Origin of the sequence: Mesorhizobium sp. M1143 (assembly GCF_040318435.1) — a bacterium.
Lineage (GTDB): Bacteria > Pseudomonadota > Alphaproteobacteria > Rhizobiales > Rhizobiaceae > Mesorhizobium.
Genome location: NZ_JAMYMJ010000053.1, coordinates 1 through 17,668 on the forward strand (window position 1 = coordinate 1; position 17,668 = coordinate 17,668).

Genomic DNA, 17,668 nt, shown 5'->3' on the forward strand with positions numbered 1-17,668 from the left:
GCATTTATCTCAGCCGAAACGAAGAGCTTCGTCAGGCACGCACCCAGTCACCAGTGAGTTGCCCTGTCCCTCGTGCGGAGCGCCAGTTGCTCCGTCCGAACGGGTGCGCCCTACCCTGCGGGAACGAGTGCCGGCTGCCTCCTCTATTGCAATCTTTGCCTATTCGGCGACCCCGCCTCGGCGTACCGGCGACCAAGGAGAACTCTCCCTTGCCATCAATTGACGGTCCATCGCTCCAACGGCCCCGCGCTGGTTCGGCACCTTCAACGAAGCAATGATGAAGGCATAGGATACGGCTTGAGGGGCAAAGCGGCTTGTCATGCATGCCTGAGCTAGGCTACTGGCGAACGCGTCTCCAAGGCCAAGTCTCTACTTTGCAGAACGCCTCCCTACGCCCCCAGCGTCGGCTCCGTGTTCACCTCCAGCGCCTCTTCCGCTTCATCCTCTTCACCCAGCACCTCGCCATGAACCCCCAGCGGCCGCCCGATCCAGATCGGATCGACCAGATGGTCGCGCTTGGGGTTGGTGGTGTTGGGGTGGATGAGGATGCTGAGGCCGCCGTGGTTCAGCATCAGCCAGGGGACCAGCGTGGCGAAAATCTCGGTGGCGAAGGAGACCTGGTACATGGCCTGTTCGTGCGGGCCGACCGGCTCGTCGCGCCAGTTGCCCAGGCGCACGCGGAAGCGTTCGCCGATGCGCAGGCGCAGCCATTCGGCGTGCTGCCGCTCGGCTTGCCCGTCATAGTAGATGTGGGCGTGATAGCTGGCGATCTCGGCGAGAGGCCTTGGCGGGCTGGCGGTGTTCACCTTGATGGCTCCCTCGGTGATTGTCGTGCGGGCAGCGTATACGCAAGGGTGCGGGGTGGCCAAGGGGGCACAGCGTGTGCTCGTCATCTCGATTTCGGGCCAATCGCATATGGCGCTCCCGCACTCCGTCTCGGCTTCGCCGAGCCACCTCTACCCCCACATTCGTGGGGGAGAGGAAATGCTAACCGCCGAGGTCGCTGCCTTGAAAAGCTTGGCATTTCCTCTCCCCCATGGACATGGGGAGAGGTGGCCGCGCAGCGGCCGGAGTGGGGGTTGGCACCGCCGTGTGCTTATTGCCAGCGCTTCATCGGGAGAGGAAACGCTGATCGCAGAGGTCTCCTGCCCCGATCAAACCCTGCCCATCAGCACCAGGATCAGCAGCACCACAAGCACAACGCCGACTATTCCGGACGGCCCATAACCCCAGGAGCGCGAATGCGGCCAGGCCGGTACGGCGCCGATCAGGATCAGGATCAGAACTATGATGAGAATGGTGCTGACGGTCATAAGAGTCCCTCGCTTTGCTCTTCAGATGCGAGGGGACAATGCAAAAGGCCGCCCGGTTGTTCCGGACGGCCTTTTGTCTGCCTGGGGAAAGCTGGGCTATTCCGCGGCTTTGGGGAAGGCGATTGCCGGCTCGTCGAGCGGACCCGGTCTTGGCCCTGCGGGCGCACTCGGCTTCTTGTCGCGTCCGAACAGCCGGCGGAAAAAGGCGTAGAAGCGGCTGTTCTTGCTGCGCGTGAAGATCATCAGCATGGACGGCGTCACCACCAGCGTCAGCAGCGTGGCGAAGGACAGGCCGAAGACGATGGCCGAGGACAGCGAAATCCACCATTGCGTCGACGGCGCGTTGATCGTCGTCTCGTGATGGAAGATTTCAAGGCCGAGGCCAAAGGCGATTGGCAGCACGCCAAGGATGGCCGAGACCGCCGTCAGCACCACCGGACGGGCACGTTCGCGGCAGGTCTGCAGCACCGCCTCCATCTTGTCCCAGCCCTCTTCGCGCAGCCGGTCATAGGTGTCGATCAAGACGATGTTGTTGTTCACCACCACGCCGGCCAGCGCGATGACGCCGATGCCCGACATGACGATGCCGAAGGCTTCGCCGGTCAGCAGCAGCCCCAGGAACACACCGATCGTCGCCATGACCACGCAGGACAGCACCAGAAGCACGCTGGTGAACTTGTTGAACTGCATCAGCAGCACCAGGAAGATCAGGAAGATCGCCGCGCCGAAGGCCTTGCCGAGGAAGGCGCTGGCTTCGGCGCTGTCCTCGTTCGACCCCGCCAGCTTCCAGCGTATGCCGCTGTCGAGCTTCATGTCGGTGACCGCCTTGGTCACCTCCGCCTGCACCGCCGCAACCTGGTTACCGGCGGCGACGTTGGCCTGGACGACCACTGTGCGGGCGCCGTCGATGCGGTTGAGGATGCCGACGGTCGGCTCCGGCTTGCGCACGACGAAGTTCGAGATCGGCACCGAGCCTTGCGCGGTCTGCACCCGGAGCTCGTCGAGCGTCGATAGCGTGCGCCGGTCTTCGGGCAGGCGCAGGCGGATATCGACGGCATCGTCGGCGCCGGCCGGCCGGTACTCGGACAGCTTCAACCCATTGGTCACCAATTGCACCACGGTGCCGACGGCGGTCGGGCTGATGCCGTACTGCGCCGCCTTGGCGCGGTCGACCTCGAGCGCCCAGTCCACGCCGGGCGGCGGCAGGCCGTCGGAAACGTCGATGACACCGGGCACCTTGGCAATGCGCGCCGCAACGGCGCGGGCCTGGTCGTCGAGCCCTTTGGGATCGATGGCCGAAAGCCGGAGCTGCACCGCCTTGCCCGTGGGAGGACCGGCCTCCGGCACGCGCACCTCGACATCGACGCCGGGAATGCCGGCCATGACGGTGCGCAGCTCATCCAGGATATGGTTCGCCGATTTGCGCTCGCGCCAGTCGATGAACTCATACTGGATGACGCCGACGACGTCCTCCGGCACATCCTGGCCGCCGCCTTGCGTCTTGCCGACGCGGGTGTAGACCGATTTGACGCCGGGCCAGCCGAGCAGCCGGTTTTCGGCGATCCTGGTCGCCGTATCCATTTCGGCCAGCGAGAGATTGCCGCGGGCATGCACATAGAGCAGGCCGTAATCGGGCTCGACGCTGGGGAAGAACTCGACGCCGGCGCCATACTTCGAATAGGCGAAGCCGACGCCGGTGAGCAGCACGGCTGTGAGCACCAGCACAGTGATGGGGAAGCGCACCGCCTGCTTGACCAGCGCCATGTACCAGCCGTCGCGATTGTGTTCCTCGTGATGCTCCGGCGCCTTGGCGAAAAGCGCGCCCAGCGTCGGCGCGAACACCAGCGCATAAAGCATCGAGGCCGACAGCGTGACGATCAGCGTGATCGGCATGTATTTCATGAAGTCGCCGATGATGCCGGGCCAGAACAGCAGCGGCGAAAACGCCGCGATGCGGGTCATGGTCGCGGCGATGACCGGACCGGCCATGCGCTTGGCGGCCAGCGTGAAGGCTTCCGCCTTCGGCATGCCTTCGCCCATGCGCCGTTCGGCGAACTCGGTGACGATGATGGCGTCGTCGACCAGCATGCCGACCGCCAGGATAAGGCTGAACAGCACGATCATGTTGATGGTGTAGCCCATCATCGCAAGCAGCAGGATGCCGATCAGGAACGATGACGGAATGGCAAGCCCGATCAGCAGCGAGGCGCGGCCCGACAGCGCATAGAGGATGACGATGAACACCAGGATGACGGCGATCATCACGTGGTTCTGCAGATCGCCCAGAAGCTGGTTGACGAAGACCGACTTGTCCTGCGTGTAGGTGATGTTCATGCCTTCCGGCATGGTCTTGACATAGGCGTCGGACACTTCCCGCACCTTGGCCAGCGTGTCGATCAGATTGGCGCCGATGCGCTTCTTGACTTCGATGGCGATGGCCGGCTTACCGTTGAGGCGGGTGATGGTCTCGGCGTCGGCGAAGGTCGAACGCACCGTGGCGATGTCCTTCGCCTGCACGACGGCATTGGGGCCGGCGACCACCGGCAAGGACGCGACATCCTCGGGTGTCTCGATCAGCGACGGCACCTTGACCGCGTATTTGCCTTCCGACCCCTCGATGTTGCCGGCTGCGACCAGGCTGTTGGAGGCGCCGACCGCGCCGATCAGCTGGTCGAGCTGCAGGCCGTAGGACGACAGTTTCATCGGATCGATGACGACTTCGACGAGGTCGTCGCGCGCGCCCTGCAGCGAGCCTTCGAGAACGCCAGGCACTTCTTCGATGCGGTCGCGCAATTCGCGCGCGGCAGCCGTCAGCACGCGCTCGGGCAATTCGCCCGACAACGTCACCACCAGCACCGGGAATTCGGAGATGTTGACCTCGGTGACGACGGGTTCTTCGGCCGCCTGCGGCAGGTCGGCCTTGCCGTCCTGCACCTTGGAGCGCGTGTCCTGAAGTGCTGTCGCCAGGTTGGTCTGCGGCTGGAACTCGACCAGCACATAGCCGCCGCCCTGGAAGGCGGCCGAGCGCATTTCCTTGAGGCCCTTCAGGCTCTTCAGCTTGCTTTCCATCGGCCGCAGCAGAAGGCGCTCGGAATCCTCAGGCGAAATGCCCTGATAGATCAGGCTGACATACATCATCGGAATCGGAACGTCGGGTTCCGCTTCCTTCGGCGTCGACTGATAGGCGACCCAGCCCGCCAGCAGCAGGAACACCAGCACCGCAATGGTCAGCCGGGCATTGTTGATCGCGAGTTTGACGATATCCATGGCCTGTTCTCAAGATTTCAGGAGCCGCATTGCGGCCGGTTGTCCCCGCCCCGGCTGTCCCCGGCCGGGGCCGTTCCGGCGCTACTGCGTTGTCGCTTCGCCCAACAGTTTCTGGATGGTCGCCTGGTCGGCCTCGACCGGCTTGACGACGTCGCCTTCCTTGACGAGTTCCTGGCCGGCGACGATGACGCGGGCATCGGCGGGAATGCCGCCAAGCACCAGGCCCTTAGGCGAGTCGTCAACGAGGTCGATCGGGAAGAACACCACCTTGTTGTCCTTGTCGACGGCACGGATGCCGAGATCGCCCTTGTCGCCCAGCGTCACCACGGAGCGCGGCAACATGACGGCGTCGGTCGGCTGCGCGCTGAGCGCAATCTCTGCCGTCATGCCCGCCGGCACGGAGCCATCGGCATTGGGCACGGCGATCTCGACGCGGAAGGTTCGGGTGGCCGACGAGGCGTCGCGGCTGATGTAGCGCACCGTGCCTTCGACGGTCTGGCCGCTGACCAGCCGGACAGTGGCCTTGTCGCCGAGCTTGAGATAGCCGAGGTCGCGTTCGCTGACTTCGCCGCGCGCAATCACCGGATCGAGCTTGAGGATGGTTGCCACCTCGCCGCCCTGCATGACGGAACTGCCGAGCTCCACCGGCACCCGGTCGATGACGCCGTCGAAGGGCGCCTTGACCAGATTGCGGTCGAGCTCGGCCTGCGCCGTTTCCAGCTGCGACTGCGCAGCGGTCAGGTTCGAACGCGCCGTGTCGAGCTGTAGCTTGGGCAGATTGCCGGTCTTCATGAGCCGCAGCGATGCGTCGAGTTCAGCCTGGCGCTGCACGACGAGCTGCTTGGCATTGTCGACCATCGAGATCTTTTCTTCCGCCGCAAGCATCAGCACCAGATCGCCGGTCTTGACGTGATCGCCCTGCTTGACCGGCAGCTTTTCGATGACGCCGGCGACACGCGTCGCCAGCACGGCGCGCTTGTCGGCCTCGGTCAGCCCGGAAATGCGGATGGCGCGGGCATAGGTCTTGCGCGGCGGCGTCACCACCGCGACGGTGCGCAGCGGCGCCTTCGGTTCGGCCTCGGCGGTCTTGGTTGCATCCGGTGCCTTGGCCTGATCGCCCGGCTTGGCCTGATCGCCTGCCTTGCCAGCACCTTCGACAGCGGCGCTGCCGACGGACGAGAACGCGCCTGTTCCCATCCAGGCGGCGAAGCCGATGAGCACGACAATAGCGGCAAGCTTGTGAAACCTGATCTTCGGCATCATTGTTTTTCCACTGCGGGGTTCGGCCAAGTCGTTATCCAACAGGAGTCCGTCGTCTAACAGCTACCGTGTCTTCCAACTCGGGCGCGTCGCCGATATGGGTGCGCGCCAGGCCGTGTTCAATTTGCCGTGAACGGCGAAGCCGCGCTTCTACATCAAAGTTGCATCGCAATACAGTCGAAAAGTTGCAGGAACATTGTGCCAGGCGATGTAGTGTGGCCAACGAAAACGGTTTTATCGGCGCCCCGTCAGGCGGCGGAACCACAGTCTCGGAACCATACGGATGTTGGAGGCGCTTTGTTTTCAAGGCGTTTTGAGCACTGATACCCCCCTGTGCCCGCACTAGTTTTTGACGCTCAAATGTGGGCGCGACCTGCGTAGCCACGCAGTGAATGGCAGCAGGCGTCAGTATGATTTTGTATACCGTCACACGCAACGGTTGTTCCGGGACGGAAAGTCATCGGCGCTACTCCGATTTTCCGAACACTTCGCTGATCGTCTTGATCGATCCGGGCGGACTCAGGCCCGCCGGCGTTCCGCGTCCGGCTTCTTGCGGGCGGCGAGAAATTCCTTCACCCGCCGTCCCGGTGCCGGCCCACGCACCGGTTTGAAGCCGTCATCTAGTTCGACGGAAAGATCGAGCGTCGGCCGCTTGCCGACGGCGTCGTAATTCTCCTCCAGCCAGTCGCTCGCCGCTATGCGGCCAAGGTCGCGCAAATAGGTCAAAAAAGCCCATTCGGCGTTGACCTTGGAAGCCGACAGATCCTTGAACGCTTCGTCGGCATCGATGCGGTGCATGCGGATGTCGCGGTATTCGCCAGGCGGCAGCCGGCCGGCGGCGATCAGTTCCTTGACGAAGGCGATCGAGCGGAATTCGTTCAGCAGCCCGGCATTGAAGGTGATCTCGTCGATGCGGTTCTGGATCTCGTTAGCGCTTCTCGGCGTGCCTTCGCGCACCACCGGATTGATCTGCAACAGCAGCACATCCTCGGTCGCCGCCGTCTTGAAGAACGGAAACAGCGCCGGATTGCCGCCATAGCCGCCATCCCAATAGGGCACGCCCTTGATCTCGACGGCGCGGAACAATTGCGGCAGGCAGGCCGAGGCCATCACCGTGTCGAGGTCGATCTCGCCATCGGAAAAGACGCGCAGCTGGCCGGTCTCGACATTGGTCGCCGAAATGAACAGCTCCATCGACTTGCAGGCGTGAACATTTTTGAAATCGATCTCCTGCTCGACCACGTCGCGCAGCGGGTTCAAGCCCAGCGGATTGGCGACATAGGGCGAAAACACTCGGGACATGGTGTCGAAGAAGAAATAGCCGGGCGTGTTCTCGATCGACCAGTTGCCCCAGGCGACGTCCCACGGCATGCGCTGCACCGGGCTGAAGCGGCCCTTGGCCGCCACCGCGCGCCAGAAGTCGTCGAGCTTTTGCCGTGCACCCTCGACGCCGCCGCGCACAAAACCATCGGCCAGCGCCACCGCATTCATCGCGCCGGCGCTGGTGCCGGACACGGCTGAAATGTCGAGCCTGCCATCCTCCAGCAGCCGGTCGAGTACACCCCAGGAGAAAGCCCCGTGCGAGCCGCCGCCCTGCAGCGCGATGTTGATCTTCTTCGTTTCCTCCGCCTTGCCGTTTTTGGTCATGGCGTTCCTGTTCGGTTTGGTCGCTGCTGCCTCATTCCGCCCGGAAATCGGGCGGGTTCGACGGCAGCGGACTTATATTGCAGTGCAGCATATAAGGGATCACCAAGGCAAGAACACGAACACGGTCGCGTGATCACATGAAATTTTGGTCATGGGGAATGGCCCTCCACGCCGAGGTCTTCGCCCACCACCCTTGATCCCTCCCCACAAGGGGGAGGGAGACTTGGTAGACGCTGATCTCAGCAAACCACCGACGTTTCGGCGGCGCGCGCCAGCTGCCCTCCCCCTTGTGGGGGTCCGAAGGACGGGCGAGACCCGTGGCTCGCCCCGGCAAGCTAGGGTGGGGGTCCTCTTCGCAAAAACCTCAAGCAACAAGCTTCGGCACCGGCCCGACATAGCGCGACTGTGGACGGATCAGCCGCCCCGTCGTCTGCTGTTCGCGCGCATGCGCGATCCAGCCGGCGACACGTCCGGCGGCAAAGACATTGCTGAACGCCTGTGGCGGAAAGCCCGCCGCCTCAAGCACAAGCGCTGTGTAGAACTCGACATTGGTCTGCAACGAGCGCTGCGGCTTGGCGATCCGCAACACCTCGAGCGCCGTCTGCTCGACCTGTTCGGCGAAGGCCAGCCGGCGGCCGGCTTCGCCTTCGCTGCCGAGCTGCCGCACCACCCCCTTCAGCACATCGGCGCGCGGATCGCGCACGCGGTAGATACGATGGCCGAAACCCATGATGCGCTCGCCATGCGCGACCTTCTCGCGCAGCCAACCGGCCGCGTCGCCATGCGCCTGGATTGCATCGAGCATCTCGATCACCGGGCCGGGCGCGCCGCCGTGCAGCGGCCCCTTGAGCGCGCCGAGCCCGGCCAGCACCGACGATGTCAGCCCGGCCAGCGTCGATGCGACGACGCGGGTGGCAAAGGTCGAGGCGTTGAGGCCGTGATCGCAGACGGTGACCAGATAGGTGTCGAGTGCCCTTGCCAGCGCCGGCGACGGGACGGATCCCTCGAGCATCCTCAGCATGTCGGCGGCGTGATCGGCCTTCGCGTCAGGTGCGATCGGCTGCTCGCCACGCGCCAGGCGCAGCAGAGCCGGCGTCAGCACAGCGGGCGCCGCGATCAGCCGCAAGGCGTCCGTCGGTGTCTCGCCATCCGGCAGCAGCGCCATGCCGGCGCGCATGGCGCCATAGATCTCAATCGGTGCGAGCAGCGGCAGCGAGGGTGCAAGCCGCTCGAACACCTCGACGCGAGCCTTGCCCAGCCTCGCTGCCAGTTCGGCATCGCCGGGAAGGCCGTCGAAGAAGCCGTCGAGCAACAGGCGAACCACTTGCGCATAGCGCCAGCGTCCCGCCAATTCCGGCAGCGAATGACCGCGGATCGTCAGGCGGCCGCCAAGGCCATCGACATCGGAGAGCACGGTCTCCGCCGCCACCACATCATCGAGCCCGTTCGCCATATCTCATCTCCTTGCAGCTTTTCTGCATGGGAGATAAGGGTTAGGCTGCGCCTCGATCAATCTTGATCAATATAATCAATGCATGGGCTGAAAATGTCCGAATGGCTGTCGCGGGAAGAGGCGCTGGAACGGCTCAAGGTCCGGCCGCAGACGCTCTACGCCTATGTCAGCCGTGGCCGCATCGGCATGCGGCCGGATGAGAGCGACCCGCGCCGCAGCCAGTACCGCGCCGACGACATCGCGGCATTGGCGACCCGCCGGGCGCGCGGCCGCAGTCCCTCGGCCATCGCCGAGAGTGCGATCGCCTGGGGCGAACCCTCGATTGCAACAGCAATTTCGACCGTTCTGCACGGGAGCCTCATCTACCGAGGGCAAGACGCCGTTGCGCTCTCCAAATCGGCGACGCTGGAGGAAACCGCCGCTCTGCTGTGGGCCTCGACCGAACCGGTGACGTTCAAAGCTCCGTCACCTGAAGCGCCTCATCCAGTCGGCCGCGCCTCGGCCTTTGCGCAGCTTGCCATGCTTGCAGGCCACGGGCGGCCTTCGCTCGGACGCAGCGCCGCCTCGCTGTGCACCGAGGCCGCGCACACAATAGCAGCACTAGCGCAATCGCTGGGCGCGGGAACCGGCACAGCGCCTGTCCATAAGCGCCTGGCGCAGGGCTGGTCGGTGGATGATGCCGGCGCGGAAGCGATCCGCTGCGCCCTCGTCCTGCTCGCCGATCATGAACTCAACGCATCGACCTTTGCCGCCCGCGTCGCAGCGTCCACAGGCGCCTCGCCTGCCGCATGCCTGCTGGCCGGCCTGGCAACGCTGTCCGGCCCGCGCCACGGTGGCGCCGGCGAAGCGGCGATGCAACTGGCTGAAGATGCAGCAGCCCACGGCGCGGATGCGGCGATCCGGCGCTGGCTCGGCCATGATCGGCCCTTGCCGGCGTTCGGCCATCCGCTCTATCCCGACGGCGATCCCCGTGCCACCGCACTTCTGGAAGTCATCCCTGTCGACGAGACGCTGCAACAGCTGCAAAAAGCCGCCATGGCGGCGGTCGGTGCCCAGCCCAACATCGACTTCGCCCTGGCCGCACTAACGCGCGGCCTTGGCTTGCCGCGCGATGCACCGTTCCAGCTGTTTGCGCTCGGACGCAGTGTCGGCTGGGCCGCGCATATGGTCGAACAGATCATTAGCGGCAGCATCATCAGGCCGCGTGGCCGCTATGAGGGACGCGTGACTTAAGCCGACCTGACCGTGTTCCCGAACCGCGCACGGTACGCGACGGGCGTCGTGGCGAACTGCTGACGAAAATGATGCCGCAGCGTGCCTGCCGCGCCAAAGCCGGCGGTCTCGGCAATCCGTTCGATCGGCATGGCGGTGTCTTCCAGCAGCGTGCGCGCCCGCGAAAGCCGTTCCGACAACAGCCAGCGCGCCGGCGTGACACCGGTCGCGGCCGCGAACCGGCGCAGGAACGTCCGCTCGCTCATACCGGCAAGCTCGGCCAAGATGGCGACGGGATAGTCGGCGGCAATATCGGCGCGCATCCTGTCGATCAACGGTCCAAGCCGGCTGCGCTCATGTGGCTCGGGAATGGAACTTTCGACATACTGCGCCTGGCCGCCATCGCGATGCGGCGGCACCACCAGACGCCGCGCCACCATGTTTGCAGCCTTGGTGCCGAAGTCGCGCCGCACCAGATGCAGGCAGAGGTCGATGCCTGCGGCACTGCCTGCCGATGTCAGCACATTGCCCTCATCGATGTACAAAACGTCCGGAATCACGGTGATGTCGGGGTACATCTCCGTCAGCTTCTCGCTGTAGCGCCAGTGCGTGGTCGCTCTTTTGCCCGCAAGCAGGCCGGCCGCCGCAAGCACGAACACGCCCGAACAGATCGAAAGAATGCGAGCGCCGCGCTCGTGTGCCTTTCGAAGCGCCTCGATCAGCGCCGGCGGCACCGGAGCCTCCGACCCGCGCCATCCCGGCACGATCACCGTGCCGGCCTGGCCGATCAGATCGATCCCCCCGTCGGCAATGATGCGCACGCCGCCCAGCGCGCGCATTTCACCGGTATCAATACCGGCAACCGCAAAACGGTACCAATCCTCACCCATTTCCGGCCGGGGCAAGGCGAAGATCTCAACCGCCACGCCAAACTCGAACGTGCACAGCCCGTCATAGGCAACGGCAACGACAAGAGGGTTGGCAGGGCGCGGATTGGCAGAGGATGGCATGATCTTGACGATATATGGCAAAGCTGCCAGCTGCAATCGCCCTGCTTCCTGTCTTATCTCTCCGTCGCATCAGCAATGGAGATACGAGGATGAGCCACGTGACAGACATTCCGGCGGCATCGCCGGATATCGCCCGCGACCATTTTCTGCGCCGGCTTTCCGTCGAGACCGACTGTTCCGACGTCGCCGCCGCAATGCGTGCCGGGGAGCCGGACTTTGTTCTCCTGCATGTGGTCGGTTCGCCGGAAGCCTATGGACGCCGCCATGTGCCGGGCGCGCTGCATCTGCCCCACCGCGAAATATCGGCCGAGCGGATGGTGCAATGGCCCGAAAAGACGCTGTTCGTCGTCTATTGCGCGGGACCGCATTGCAATGGCGCGGATCAGGCGGCCTTCAAGCTGGCCAGCCTCGGTCGTCCCGTGAAGATCATGATCGGCGGCATAACCGGTTGGCAGGACGAGGACCTTCCTTTCGCTTCAGGCAAGGAGCCCGGTGTCTTGCACGCGTGAGGCCAAGGCCAGGCTGCCGCGGCAGCGTCCACGCGATATGGTCGGGCTGGAGCAAGCATGCAGAAGGCGATGGTTAGAATTCGTCCATTCGAGCGCCAGGATGTCGGTGCGGTGCTCGCCCTCATGCGGGCGCTAGCCGTCTTCGAGGGTTACGACGACAAGCTTCGCGTCACCGAAGCGAACCTCATCGAGCACGGGCTGGGGCCATCGCCCCGGTTCGGCGTGTTGGTGGCGGAGCGAGAGGGCGTGATCGTCGGCATCGCCGTCCACTACCTCATCCCCTGGACCTACGACCTGAAGCCGGTTGTCTGGCTGAAGGAACTCTACGTCACTGAAGCGACGCGCGGCATGGGGGTCGGCCATGCGCTTGTTGAACAGCTTCGCCAACACGCTTTGAGCATTGGCGCCTCCGCCATCAAATGGACGGTGCTGAAATCCAACTCGCCGGCCAAAGCCTTCTACCGCTCGCTCGACGGCCAGCCCGACGATATCTGGGAACCGTGGCAGCTGAAAATCGACCCGTAAAAGCCGCCTCACCAAACTGAGGCGTTCGATCATGCAGCGGTCGCTTACGACATGGTGTCAAGCTTGCGCTGCATGGCGGCGATCTGTTGCTTCAGTTCCTGAAGGTCGTCGCCGCTCTTTTCCGGGACATCCTTGCGGGCCGGCTCGGGTGCAGCCGCGGCCGCAGCATTTGTGGCGGCGGTCGGGAACGGCGTGAACAGGCGCATCGCGTTCTGGAACATTTCCATGTTGCGGCGTGTCTGCTCTTCCAGCGCCTTGATCGGCGTGGCGATCTTCATCACATCCAGCGGCGACTTGCCGATCGCGCCCTTCATCTGCTCGCGGAACCGCTCCTGTTCCTTGGAGAAGGCCATCATCGACTGTTCGAGGAAGCTCGGCACGATCTGCTGCATCTGGTCGCCATAGAAAGCGATCAGCTGACGCAGGAACGGGATCGGCAGCATGTTCTGCCCATCCTTATTCTCCAGTTCGAAGATGATCTGCGTCAGCACCGGATGGGTAATGTCGTCACCGGTCTTGGCGTCCTGGACGGTGAACTCCTCGCCCTTCTTGACCATCTCGGCCAGATCCTCGAGCGTGACATAGGTGCTGGTGCCGGTGTTGTAGAGCCGGCGATTGGCATATTTCTTGATAATGATAGGGTCGTCTTTCGCGGCCATCAGCATCCTCCCGGGACACCGGCGCGCCTGAGTAAGCCGCCGGTAACGATTGCGCCATTTTTAAGGATATGCGCAAAAGCTCTATAATTCCAAGCGCTTTGTGCAGTGCGGCATCATTTATTGCTGCATGGCCGGCCAATTATGCTGCGCAGCAAAGGTTGGGCGATCCCGCCGGCCGCTCACGCCCTGCTTGCGGCGCTTGGCCGGCATGCCCATTTCCGGTTTGACTTGGGGTGTGGAACGGGCAAGAAAAGTCCCAACAAGGCCCCAAGAACACGACACCTCGAAGTCTGGAGAGAAAAATGTCCGCTTCCAATTCAATCGTCGTTGCCAGCGCCGCACGCACGGCTGTCGGCTCTTTCAACGGCGCCTTCGCCGCCACCCCGGCGCATGAACTTGGCGCCGTCGTCATCAGGGAGCTTTTGGCGCGCGCCGGCGTCGAGCCGGGTGAAGTCGACGAGGTCATTCTCGGCCAGGTGCTGACCGCCGCGCAGGGCCAGAACCCCGCCCGCCAGGCGTCGATCAATGCCGGCCTGCCCAAGGAGACCACCGCCTGGGGGCTCAACCAGGTTTGCGGCTCTGGCCTGCGCGCCATCGCGCTCGGCATGCAGCAGATCGCCGCCGGCGACGCCACTGTGATCATCGCCGGCGGCCAGGAATCGATGTCGCTGTCGCCGCACGCCGAGCACCTGCGCGCCGGCGTCAAGATGGGCGACTACAAGATGATCGATACCATGATCAAGGACGGGTTGTGGGACGCCTTCAACGGCTACCACATGGGCAACACCGCCGAGAACGTCGCCCGCCAGTTCCAGATCACCCGCGACGACCAGGATCAGTTTGCGCTGGCCTCGCAAAACAAGGCCGAGGCCGCGCAGAAGGCCGGCAAGTTCAAGGACGAGATCGTCGCCTTCACGATCAAGGGCAGGAAGGGCGACACTGTCGTCGACCAGGACGAGTACATCCGCCACGGCGCCACCATCGACGCCATGTCCAAGCTGAAGCCGGCTTTCGACAAGGACGGCACCGTGACCGCCGCCAACGCGTCGGGCATCAATGACGGCGCCGCCGGCGCGCTGCTGATGAGCGAGGCTGAAGCCACAAGGCGCGGCATCACCCCGCTGGTGCGCATCGCCTCATGGGCGACGGCCGGCGTCGATCCGGCGATCATGGGCACCGGACCTATTCCCGCCTCGAAGCGGGCGCTCGAGAAGGCCGGCTGGTCGGTCAAGGACCTCGACCTTGTCGAGGCCAATGAAGCCTTCGCCGCGCAGGCCTGCGCCGTCAACAAGGGCATGGGCTGGGATACGTCGATCGTCAACGTCAATGGCGGCGCCATCGCCATCGGCCATCCGATCGGCGCGTCGGGCGCCCGCGTCTTCAACACGCTGGTTTTCGAGATGCGCCGCCGCGGCGCCAAGAAGGGCCTTGCCACGCTGTGCATCGGCGGCGGCATGGGCGTCGCTCTGTGCGTGGAAGCGCTGTGAAAGAGAAGTGAGTAGTGAATAGGGAGTAGTGAATGGGGAACAAGGAGCAGCGCGGCGGGATATCGATCCCTACTCGCTACTCCCTACTCCCTATTCCCTTCTTCCGACCAAAGGGAGGAAGAACTTTCAATGACCAAAGTAGCGCTCGTCACCGGTGGATCGCGCGGCATCGGCGCCGCCATATCGATCGGCCTGAAGAATGCCGGTTACACCGTTGCCGCCAACTATGCCGGCAATGACGAGGCAGCGGGGAAGTTCAGCACACAAACCGGCATCAAGACCTACAAATGGTCGGTCGCCGACTACGACGCCTGCGCCGCCGGAATCAAACAGGTCGAGGCCGATCTCGGCCCGGTCTCGGTGCTGGTCAACAATGCCGGCATTACCCGTGACGCCATGTTCCACAAGCTGACGCGCGAGCAGTGGAAGGAAGTCATCGACACCAATCTGTCTGGCGTCTTCAACATGACGCATCCGCTGTGGGGCGGCATGCGCGACCGCAAATTCGGCCGCGTCATCACCATCTCCTCCATCAACGGCCAGAAAGGCCAGGCCGGCCAGGTCAACTATTCCGCCGCAAAGGCCGGCGACATCGGCTTCTCGAAGGCGCTGGCGCAGGAGGGCGCGCGCGCGGGCATCACCGTCAATGTCATCTGCCCCGGCTACATCGCCACCGAGATGGTCAAGGCGATCGACGAGAAGGTGCTGCATGAACGCATCATCCCGCAGATTCCGGTCGGCCGCCTCGGCGAACCGGAAGAGATCGCGCGTTGCGTCGTCTTCCTCGCTTCCGAAGACGCCGGCTTCATCACCGGTTCGACCATTACAGCCAATGGCGGCCAGTACTTCGTCTGACGTCATGCCGCACTCGGCAACGCGCCGATTCGCCTGAACGTCGCAACTGTCAGGCGGCGAGCTTCAGCCCTGATTTGGCCTCAGGCTTGCTGGCGGCAATTAAGCCAGGCGCCTTTGCGGGCGCCGGCAGCCGGGCGTTTGAGGCCCGACTGAGACCCGACAGCTTCAGCGCAATGCGACGCTTCACGAACGGCAGAAGATTCACCAAGGAAAGCGACAGGTTGCGGACGAACCGCTTCGCCGGATTATGGGCAAGCGCCATCTCCGTCATCTTCCCCGCAAGATCGAGCACTTCCTGAGCCGCTGGGCGGCGCAGCTTTTCGTATAGGTCGAGTTCCGTCGCCGAGCGAATGCCGTTCACCACATCGCCAAGCAACTGGCCAAGCACGACCGCGTCGATGATGCCGGTATTCATGCCCTGCCCACCCGCGGGACTGTGTACATGCGCGGCATCGCCCATCAGGAACAGCCGGTCCTTGCGATAGGCCCTGACCAGACGATGATGCACGCGAAAGCGCGAACTCCACGTCAGGTCGAGCACGCGGGCTCTTGTCGTGGTTGGCCCGCGGCTATCGAGCAATGCCTGGATGTCGGCGGTGCCGGGCTTTTCCGGCGCATCCTTCATCGTCGCGACGACGCGGTACGAGCCATCCGGCAGCGGCGCCACCACCACCAGGCCCGCCGGTGCGAAAAACAGCGACACTTCGGCCGGTCCTACAGGCCAGTCCAGGCGAACGTCGGCCAGCACAAACGAACCATCATAGGCCTCGCCATCGAACTCGATGCCGGTCGACTTGCGCACCAGGCTCTGCATGCCGTCGGCTCCGACGACGTATCGCGCCGAGATGAGTTTTTCGTGGCCCTGCTCGACCACTGTCACGCGCGCGCCGTCACTGTCTTGAGCAACGGCCACAGCCTCGACCTCGCGATGAATGACGCCACCCAGGACCGCGATCCGTTCAGCGAACACCTGCTCGGTCACGTTCTGCGGCAGCATCATCAGGTAGGGATGCTTTGACGGCAGCTTGCCGAAATCGAGCTTGAGCAGCACCCGGCTCCGATCGCGGATGGCGAAATCGTCGAGATTCACGGAAAGCTCACTCAGCCGCGGCGTGAGGCCGAGCGGCTCCAGTGATTCCAGCGTTTGCGCATGGATGACCCCAGCGCGCGACGTTTGCAGACCCTGCGTCAGTCTGTCGATCAGCACGTGATCGACGCCAGCTTGATGCAGCGCGATTGATAGCGCCATACCAGTCGGGCCGGCGCCAATGATAAGGACTTCCGTTGTCTCAGGCAGCATTCCCCGTCTCCATTTATCAACACGTGTTGACTTCTAGTAAGTTGGATTGCATTTGTCAACGGCTGTTGGCATATGAATCTGGATGAACGAGAAGCAGCCGAACAAGCAGACCAAGTCGGACCGAACACGAGCCCAAATCCTTGAAGCCGCACGCCGGCTTTTCTCCGAGCACGGCTATGACGGCACCTCAATCCGCGACGTTGCGGCGCAGGCCTCGATCGATCCGGCCATGGTGATCCGTTATTTCCACAGCAAGGACGAGCTGTTCGCCAGGGCCGCCGTCGTGGACCTTCAACTGCCGGATCAGCGGATAGACCCTACCGCCATCGGTGAAACGCTGATCAGGCGCTTTCTGGTAAACTGGGAAGGTCAGGCCAACGGGCCAGGCATGATAATCCTGCTACGCTCGGCTGCGTCGAACGAGCACGCGGCCGAGAAGGTCCGCGACGTCTTCGCCAACCAGGTGAGGCCGATGGTTGCATCGATAGGCGACCCAGCGGACGCCGGACGGCGCGCCGGGCTGGTTGCCAGCCAGCTGCTGGGCCTGGCGACCTGCCGATATCTGTTGCGGCTTGAGCCCGTCGTCGCCCTGTCGCATGAGGAAATCATCCGGAATGTGGGACCGGTGTTGCAACGTTATGCAACAGGCCACGACGCGGCCTGAACCGGCGGGCACCGAGTGCTGTCGCGGCGATTGACCCGTTCCGGCACGCAAAGATTAACGATTTCCAGGCGCCCATGTGCAAAACCCGGTTCGCAAGCTGTGAATTCTCGATGGACAAGCTGTGGATAACACAACATGTTGGGGTGAACAAACCAGGAAAATCCCGCCATTGCTGATTCATCGCCGATTCGTTCCGGCTTTGAGCGCAACGTTAACGACCAAGGCCGAAAATCACCGGCAAATGGTTAAGGCCGATTAAGAAAATTCAACAATTTCATAATGTTGGCCGAGGCGTATCGGATCACGACGATGCCCCGCCGGCAAAGGTTAACGCCAATGGTCGCCTTGCAGGAATCGGGCCAGTTTCCGCGATTCAGCATATGGTGAGACTCAGGCTCGCAAAATCCACATGTAGCCGTGAACAAAAGCTGAATCTGCCGGAGTCACTGATTCGTCGCCGATTCGTTCCAGACTCGTTCCAACTGTTAATTGAGACCTCAACGACGA

General features: G+C 63.5%; 15 protein-coding genes. 6 read left to right on the plus strand and 9 right to left on the minus strand.

What is annotated here, in order from left to right:
* Window positions 1–389: 389 nt before the first annotated feature.
* The 6 genes from NKH35_RS25970 to NKH35_RS25995 form a co-directional block, all read right to left on the minus strand.
* Complete coding sequence (locus NKH35_RS25970; RefSeq protein ID WP_023712827.1) at window positions 390–806, minus strand: DOPA 4,5-dioxygenase family protein; 417 nt, start codon at window positions 804–806, stop codon at window positions 390–392.
* Window positions 807–1,154: 348 nt separating this feature from the next.
* Window positions 1,155–1,313 (minus strand): DUF3309 family protein, encoded by a 159-nt coding sequence (locus NKH35_RS25975; RefSeq protein ID WP_023702789.1) that lies wholly within the window; start codon window positions 1,311–1,313, stop codon window positions 1,155–1,157.
* A 96-nt stretch (window positions 1,314–1,409) separates the two neighbouring features.
* Window positions 1,410–4,580 (minus strand): efflux RND transporter permease subunit, encoded by a 3,171-nt coding sequence (locus tag NKH35_RS25980; RefSeq protein WP_352916854.1) that lies wholly within the window; start codon window positions 4,578–4,580, stop codon window positions 1,410–1,412.
* Window positions 4,581–4,661: 81 nt separating this feature from the next.
* On the minus strand, window positions 4,662–5,840 hold the full coding sequence (locus NKH35_RS25985; protein WP_352886170.1) for an efflux RND transporter periplasmic adaptor subunit: 1,179 nt from the start codon (window positions 5,838–5,840) through the stop codon (window positions 4,662–4,664).
* 519 nt (window positions 5,841–6,359) lie between these two features.
* The gene (locus tag NKH35_RS25990) at window positions 6,360–7,487 is read right to left on the minus strand and encodes a patatin-like phospholipase family protein (protein WP_352916856.1); all 1,128 of its coding nucleotides are present in this window, start codon (window positions 7,485–7,487) and stop codon (window positions 6,360–6,362) included.
* A 364-nt stretch (window positions 7,488–7,851) separates the two neighbouring features.
* Complete coding sequence (locus tag NKH35_RS25995; protein ID WP_352916858.1) at window positions 7,852–8,940, minus strand: citrate synthase/methylcitrate synthase; 1,089 nt, start codon at window positions 8,938–8,940, stop codon at window positions 7,852–7,854.
* 93 nt (window positions 8,941–9,033) lie between these two features.
* Here NKH35_RS25995 and NKH35_RS26000 point away from each other — a divergent pair, with 93 nt between their 5' ends.
* A complete protein-coding gene (locus NKH35_RS26000; protein ID WP_352916860.1) occupies window positions 9,034–10,173 on the plus strand; it encodes a citrate/2-methylcitrate synthase in 1,140 nt (379 codons plus the stop codon).
* On the opposite strand, the gene ftrA is transcribed toward NKH35_RS26000, so the two are convergent.
* On the minus strand, window positions 10,170–11,183 hold the full coding sequence (gene ftrA / locus NKH35_RS26005) for a transcriptional regulator FtrA (protein WP_352916870.1): 1,014 nt from the start codon (window positions 11,181–11,183) through the stop codon (window positions 10,170–10,172). The two genes, NKH35_RS26000 and ftrA, sit on opposite strands and share 4 nt — an antisense overlap.
* A 68-nt stretch (window positions 11,184–11,251) precedes the next feature.
* Between ftrA and NKH35_RS26010 the strand changes: the two genes are divergently transcribed.
* Together NKH35_RS26010 and NKH35_RS26015 are read left to right on the plus strand one after the other, a co-directional pair.
* A complete protein-coding gene (locus tag NKH35_RS26010) occupies window positions 11,252–11,671 on the plus strand; it encodes a rhodanese-like domain-containing protein (RefSeq protein WP_027050807.1) in 420 nt (139 codons plus the stop codon).
* A 57-nt stretch (window positions 11,672–11,728) separates the two neighbouring features.
* Window positions 11,729–12,196, plus strand: a complete 468-nt coding sequence (locus NKH35_RS26015; RefSeq protein ID WP_023673834.1) for a GNAT family N-acetyltransferase — start codon at window positions 11,729–11,731, stop codon at window positions 12,194–12,196.
* Between the two features lie 44 nt (window positions 12,197–12,240).
* Here NKH35_RS26015 and phaR read toward each other — a convergent pair whose 3' ends face one another.
* On the minus strand, window positions 12,241–12,855 hold the full coding sequence (phaR, locus tag NKH35_RS26020; RefSeq protein ID WP_023685813.1) for a polyhydroxyalkanoate synthesis repressor PhaR: 615 nt from the start codon (window positions 12,853–12,855) through the stop codon (window positions 12,241–12,243).
* 302 nt (window positions 12,856–13,157) lie between these two features.
* On the opposite strand from phaR, the gene NKH35_RS26025 reads away from it, so the two are divergent.
* Window positions 13,158–14,342 carry an acetyl-CoA C-acetyltransferase gene (locus NKH35_RS26025; RefSeq protein ID WP_023673832.1) on the plus strand — a complete coding sequence of 395 codons (1,185 nt, stop codon included), beginning with the start codon at window positions 13,158–13,160 and terminating at the stop codon, window positions 14,340–14,342.
* Window positions 14,343–14,471: 129 nt separating this feature from the next.
* Window positions 14,472–15,197 carry an acetoacetyl-CoA reductase gene (gene phbB / locus NKH35_RS26030; RefSeq protein ID WP_352760931.1) on the plus strand — a complete coding sequence of 242 codons (726 nt, stop codon included), beginning with the start codon at window positions 14,472–14,474 and terminating at the stop codon, window positions 15,195–15,197.
* Between the two features lie 49 nt (window positions 15,198–15,246).
* Here phbB and NKH35_RS26035 read toward each other — a convergent pair whose 3' ends face one another.
* Window positions 15,247–16,497 carry an FAD-dependent oxidoreductase gene (locus NKH35_RS26035; protein ID WP_352916862.1) on the minus strand — a complete coding sequence of 417 codons (1,251 nt, stop codon included), beginning with the start codon at window positions 16,495–16,497 and terminating at the stop codon, window positions 15,247–15,249.
* 82 nt (window positions 16,498–16,579) lie between these two features.
* Between NKH35_RS26035 and NKH35_RS26040 the strand changes: the two genes are divergently transcribed.
* The gene (locus NKH35_RS26040; RefSeq protein ID WP_023693613.1) at window positions 16,580–17,161 is read left to right on the plus strand and encodes a TetR/AcrR family transcriptional regulator; all 582 of its coding nucleotides are present in this window, start codon (window positions 16,580–16,582) and stop codon (window positions 17,159–17,161) included.
* Window positions 17,162–17,668 lie beyond the last annotated feature (507 nt).

Bases quoted from the DNA above. Each gene is read 5' to 3' on its own strand.
- NKH35_RS25975 (WP_023702789.1), bottom strand. From the start codon at position 1,313: ATGACCGTCAGCACCATTCTCATCATAGTTCTGATCCTGATCCTGATC.
- NKH35_RS25980 (WP_352916854.1), bottom strand. From the start codon at position 4,580: ATGGATATCGTCAAACTCGCGATCAACAATGCCCGGCTGACCATTGCG.
- NKH35_RS25985 (WP_352886170.1), bottom strand. From the start codon at position 5,840: ATGCCGAAGATCAGGTTTCACAAGCTTGCCGCTATTGTCGTGCTCATC.
- NKH35_RS25990 (WP_352916856.1), bottom strand. From the start codon at position 7,487: ATGACCAAAAACGGCAAGGCGGAGGAAACGAAGAAGATCAACATCGCG.
- NKH35_RS25995 (WP_352916858.1), bottom strand. From the start codon at position 8,940: ATGGCGAACGGGCTCGATGATGTGGTGGCGGCGGAGACCGTGCTCTCC.
- NKH35_RS26000 (WP_352916860.1), top strand. From the start codon at position 9,034: ATGTCCGAATGGCTGTCGCGGGAAGAGGCGCTGGAACGGCTCAAGGTC.
- NKH35_RS26010 (WP_027050807.1), top strand. From the start codon at position 11,252: ATGAGCCACGTGACAGACATTCCGGCGGCATCGCCGGATATCGCCCGC.
- NKH35_RS26015 (WP_023673834.1), top strand. From the start codon at position 11,729: ATGCAGAAGGCGATGGTTAGAATTCGTCCATTCGAGCGCCAGGATGTC.
- phaR (WP_023685813.1), bottom strand. From the start codon at position 12,855: ATGGCCGCGAAAGACGACCCTATCATTATCAAGAAATATGCCAATCGC.
- NKH35_RS26025 (WP_023673832.1), top strand. From the start codon at position 13,158: ATGTCCGCTTCCAATTCAATCGTCGTTGCCAGCGCCGCACGCACGGCT.
- phbB (WP_352760931.1), top strand. From the start codon at position 14,472: ATGACCAAAGTAGCGCTCGTCACCGGTGGATCGCGCGGCATCGGCGCC.
- NKH35_RS26035 (WP_352916862.1), bottom strand. From the start codon at position 16,497: ATGCTGCCTGAGACAACGGAAGTCCTTATCATTGGCGCCGGCCCGACT.
- NKH35_RS26040 (WP_023693613.1), top strand. From the start codon at position 16,580: ATGAACGAGAAGCAGCCGAACAAGCAGACCAAGTCGGACCGAACACGA.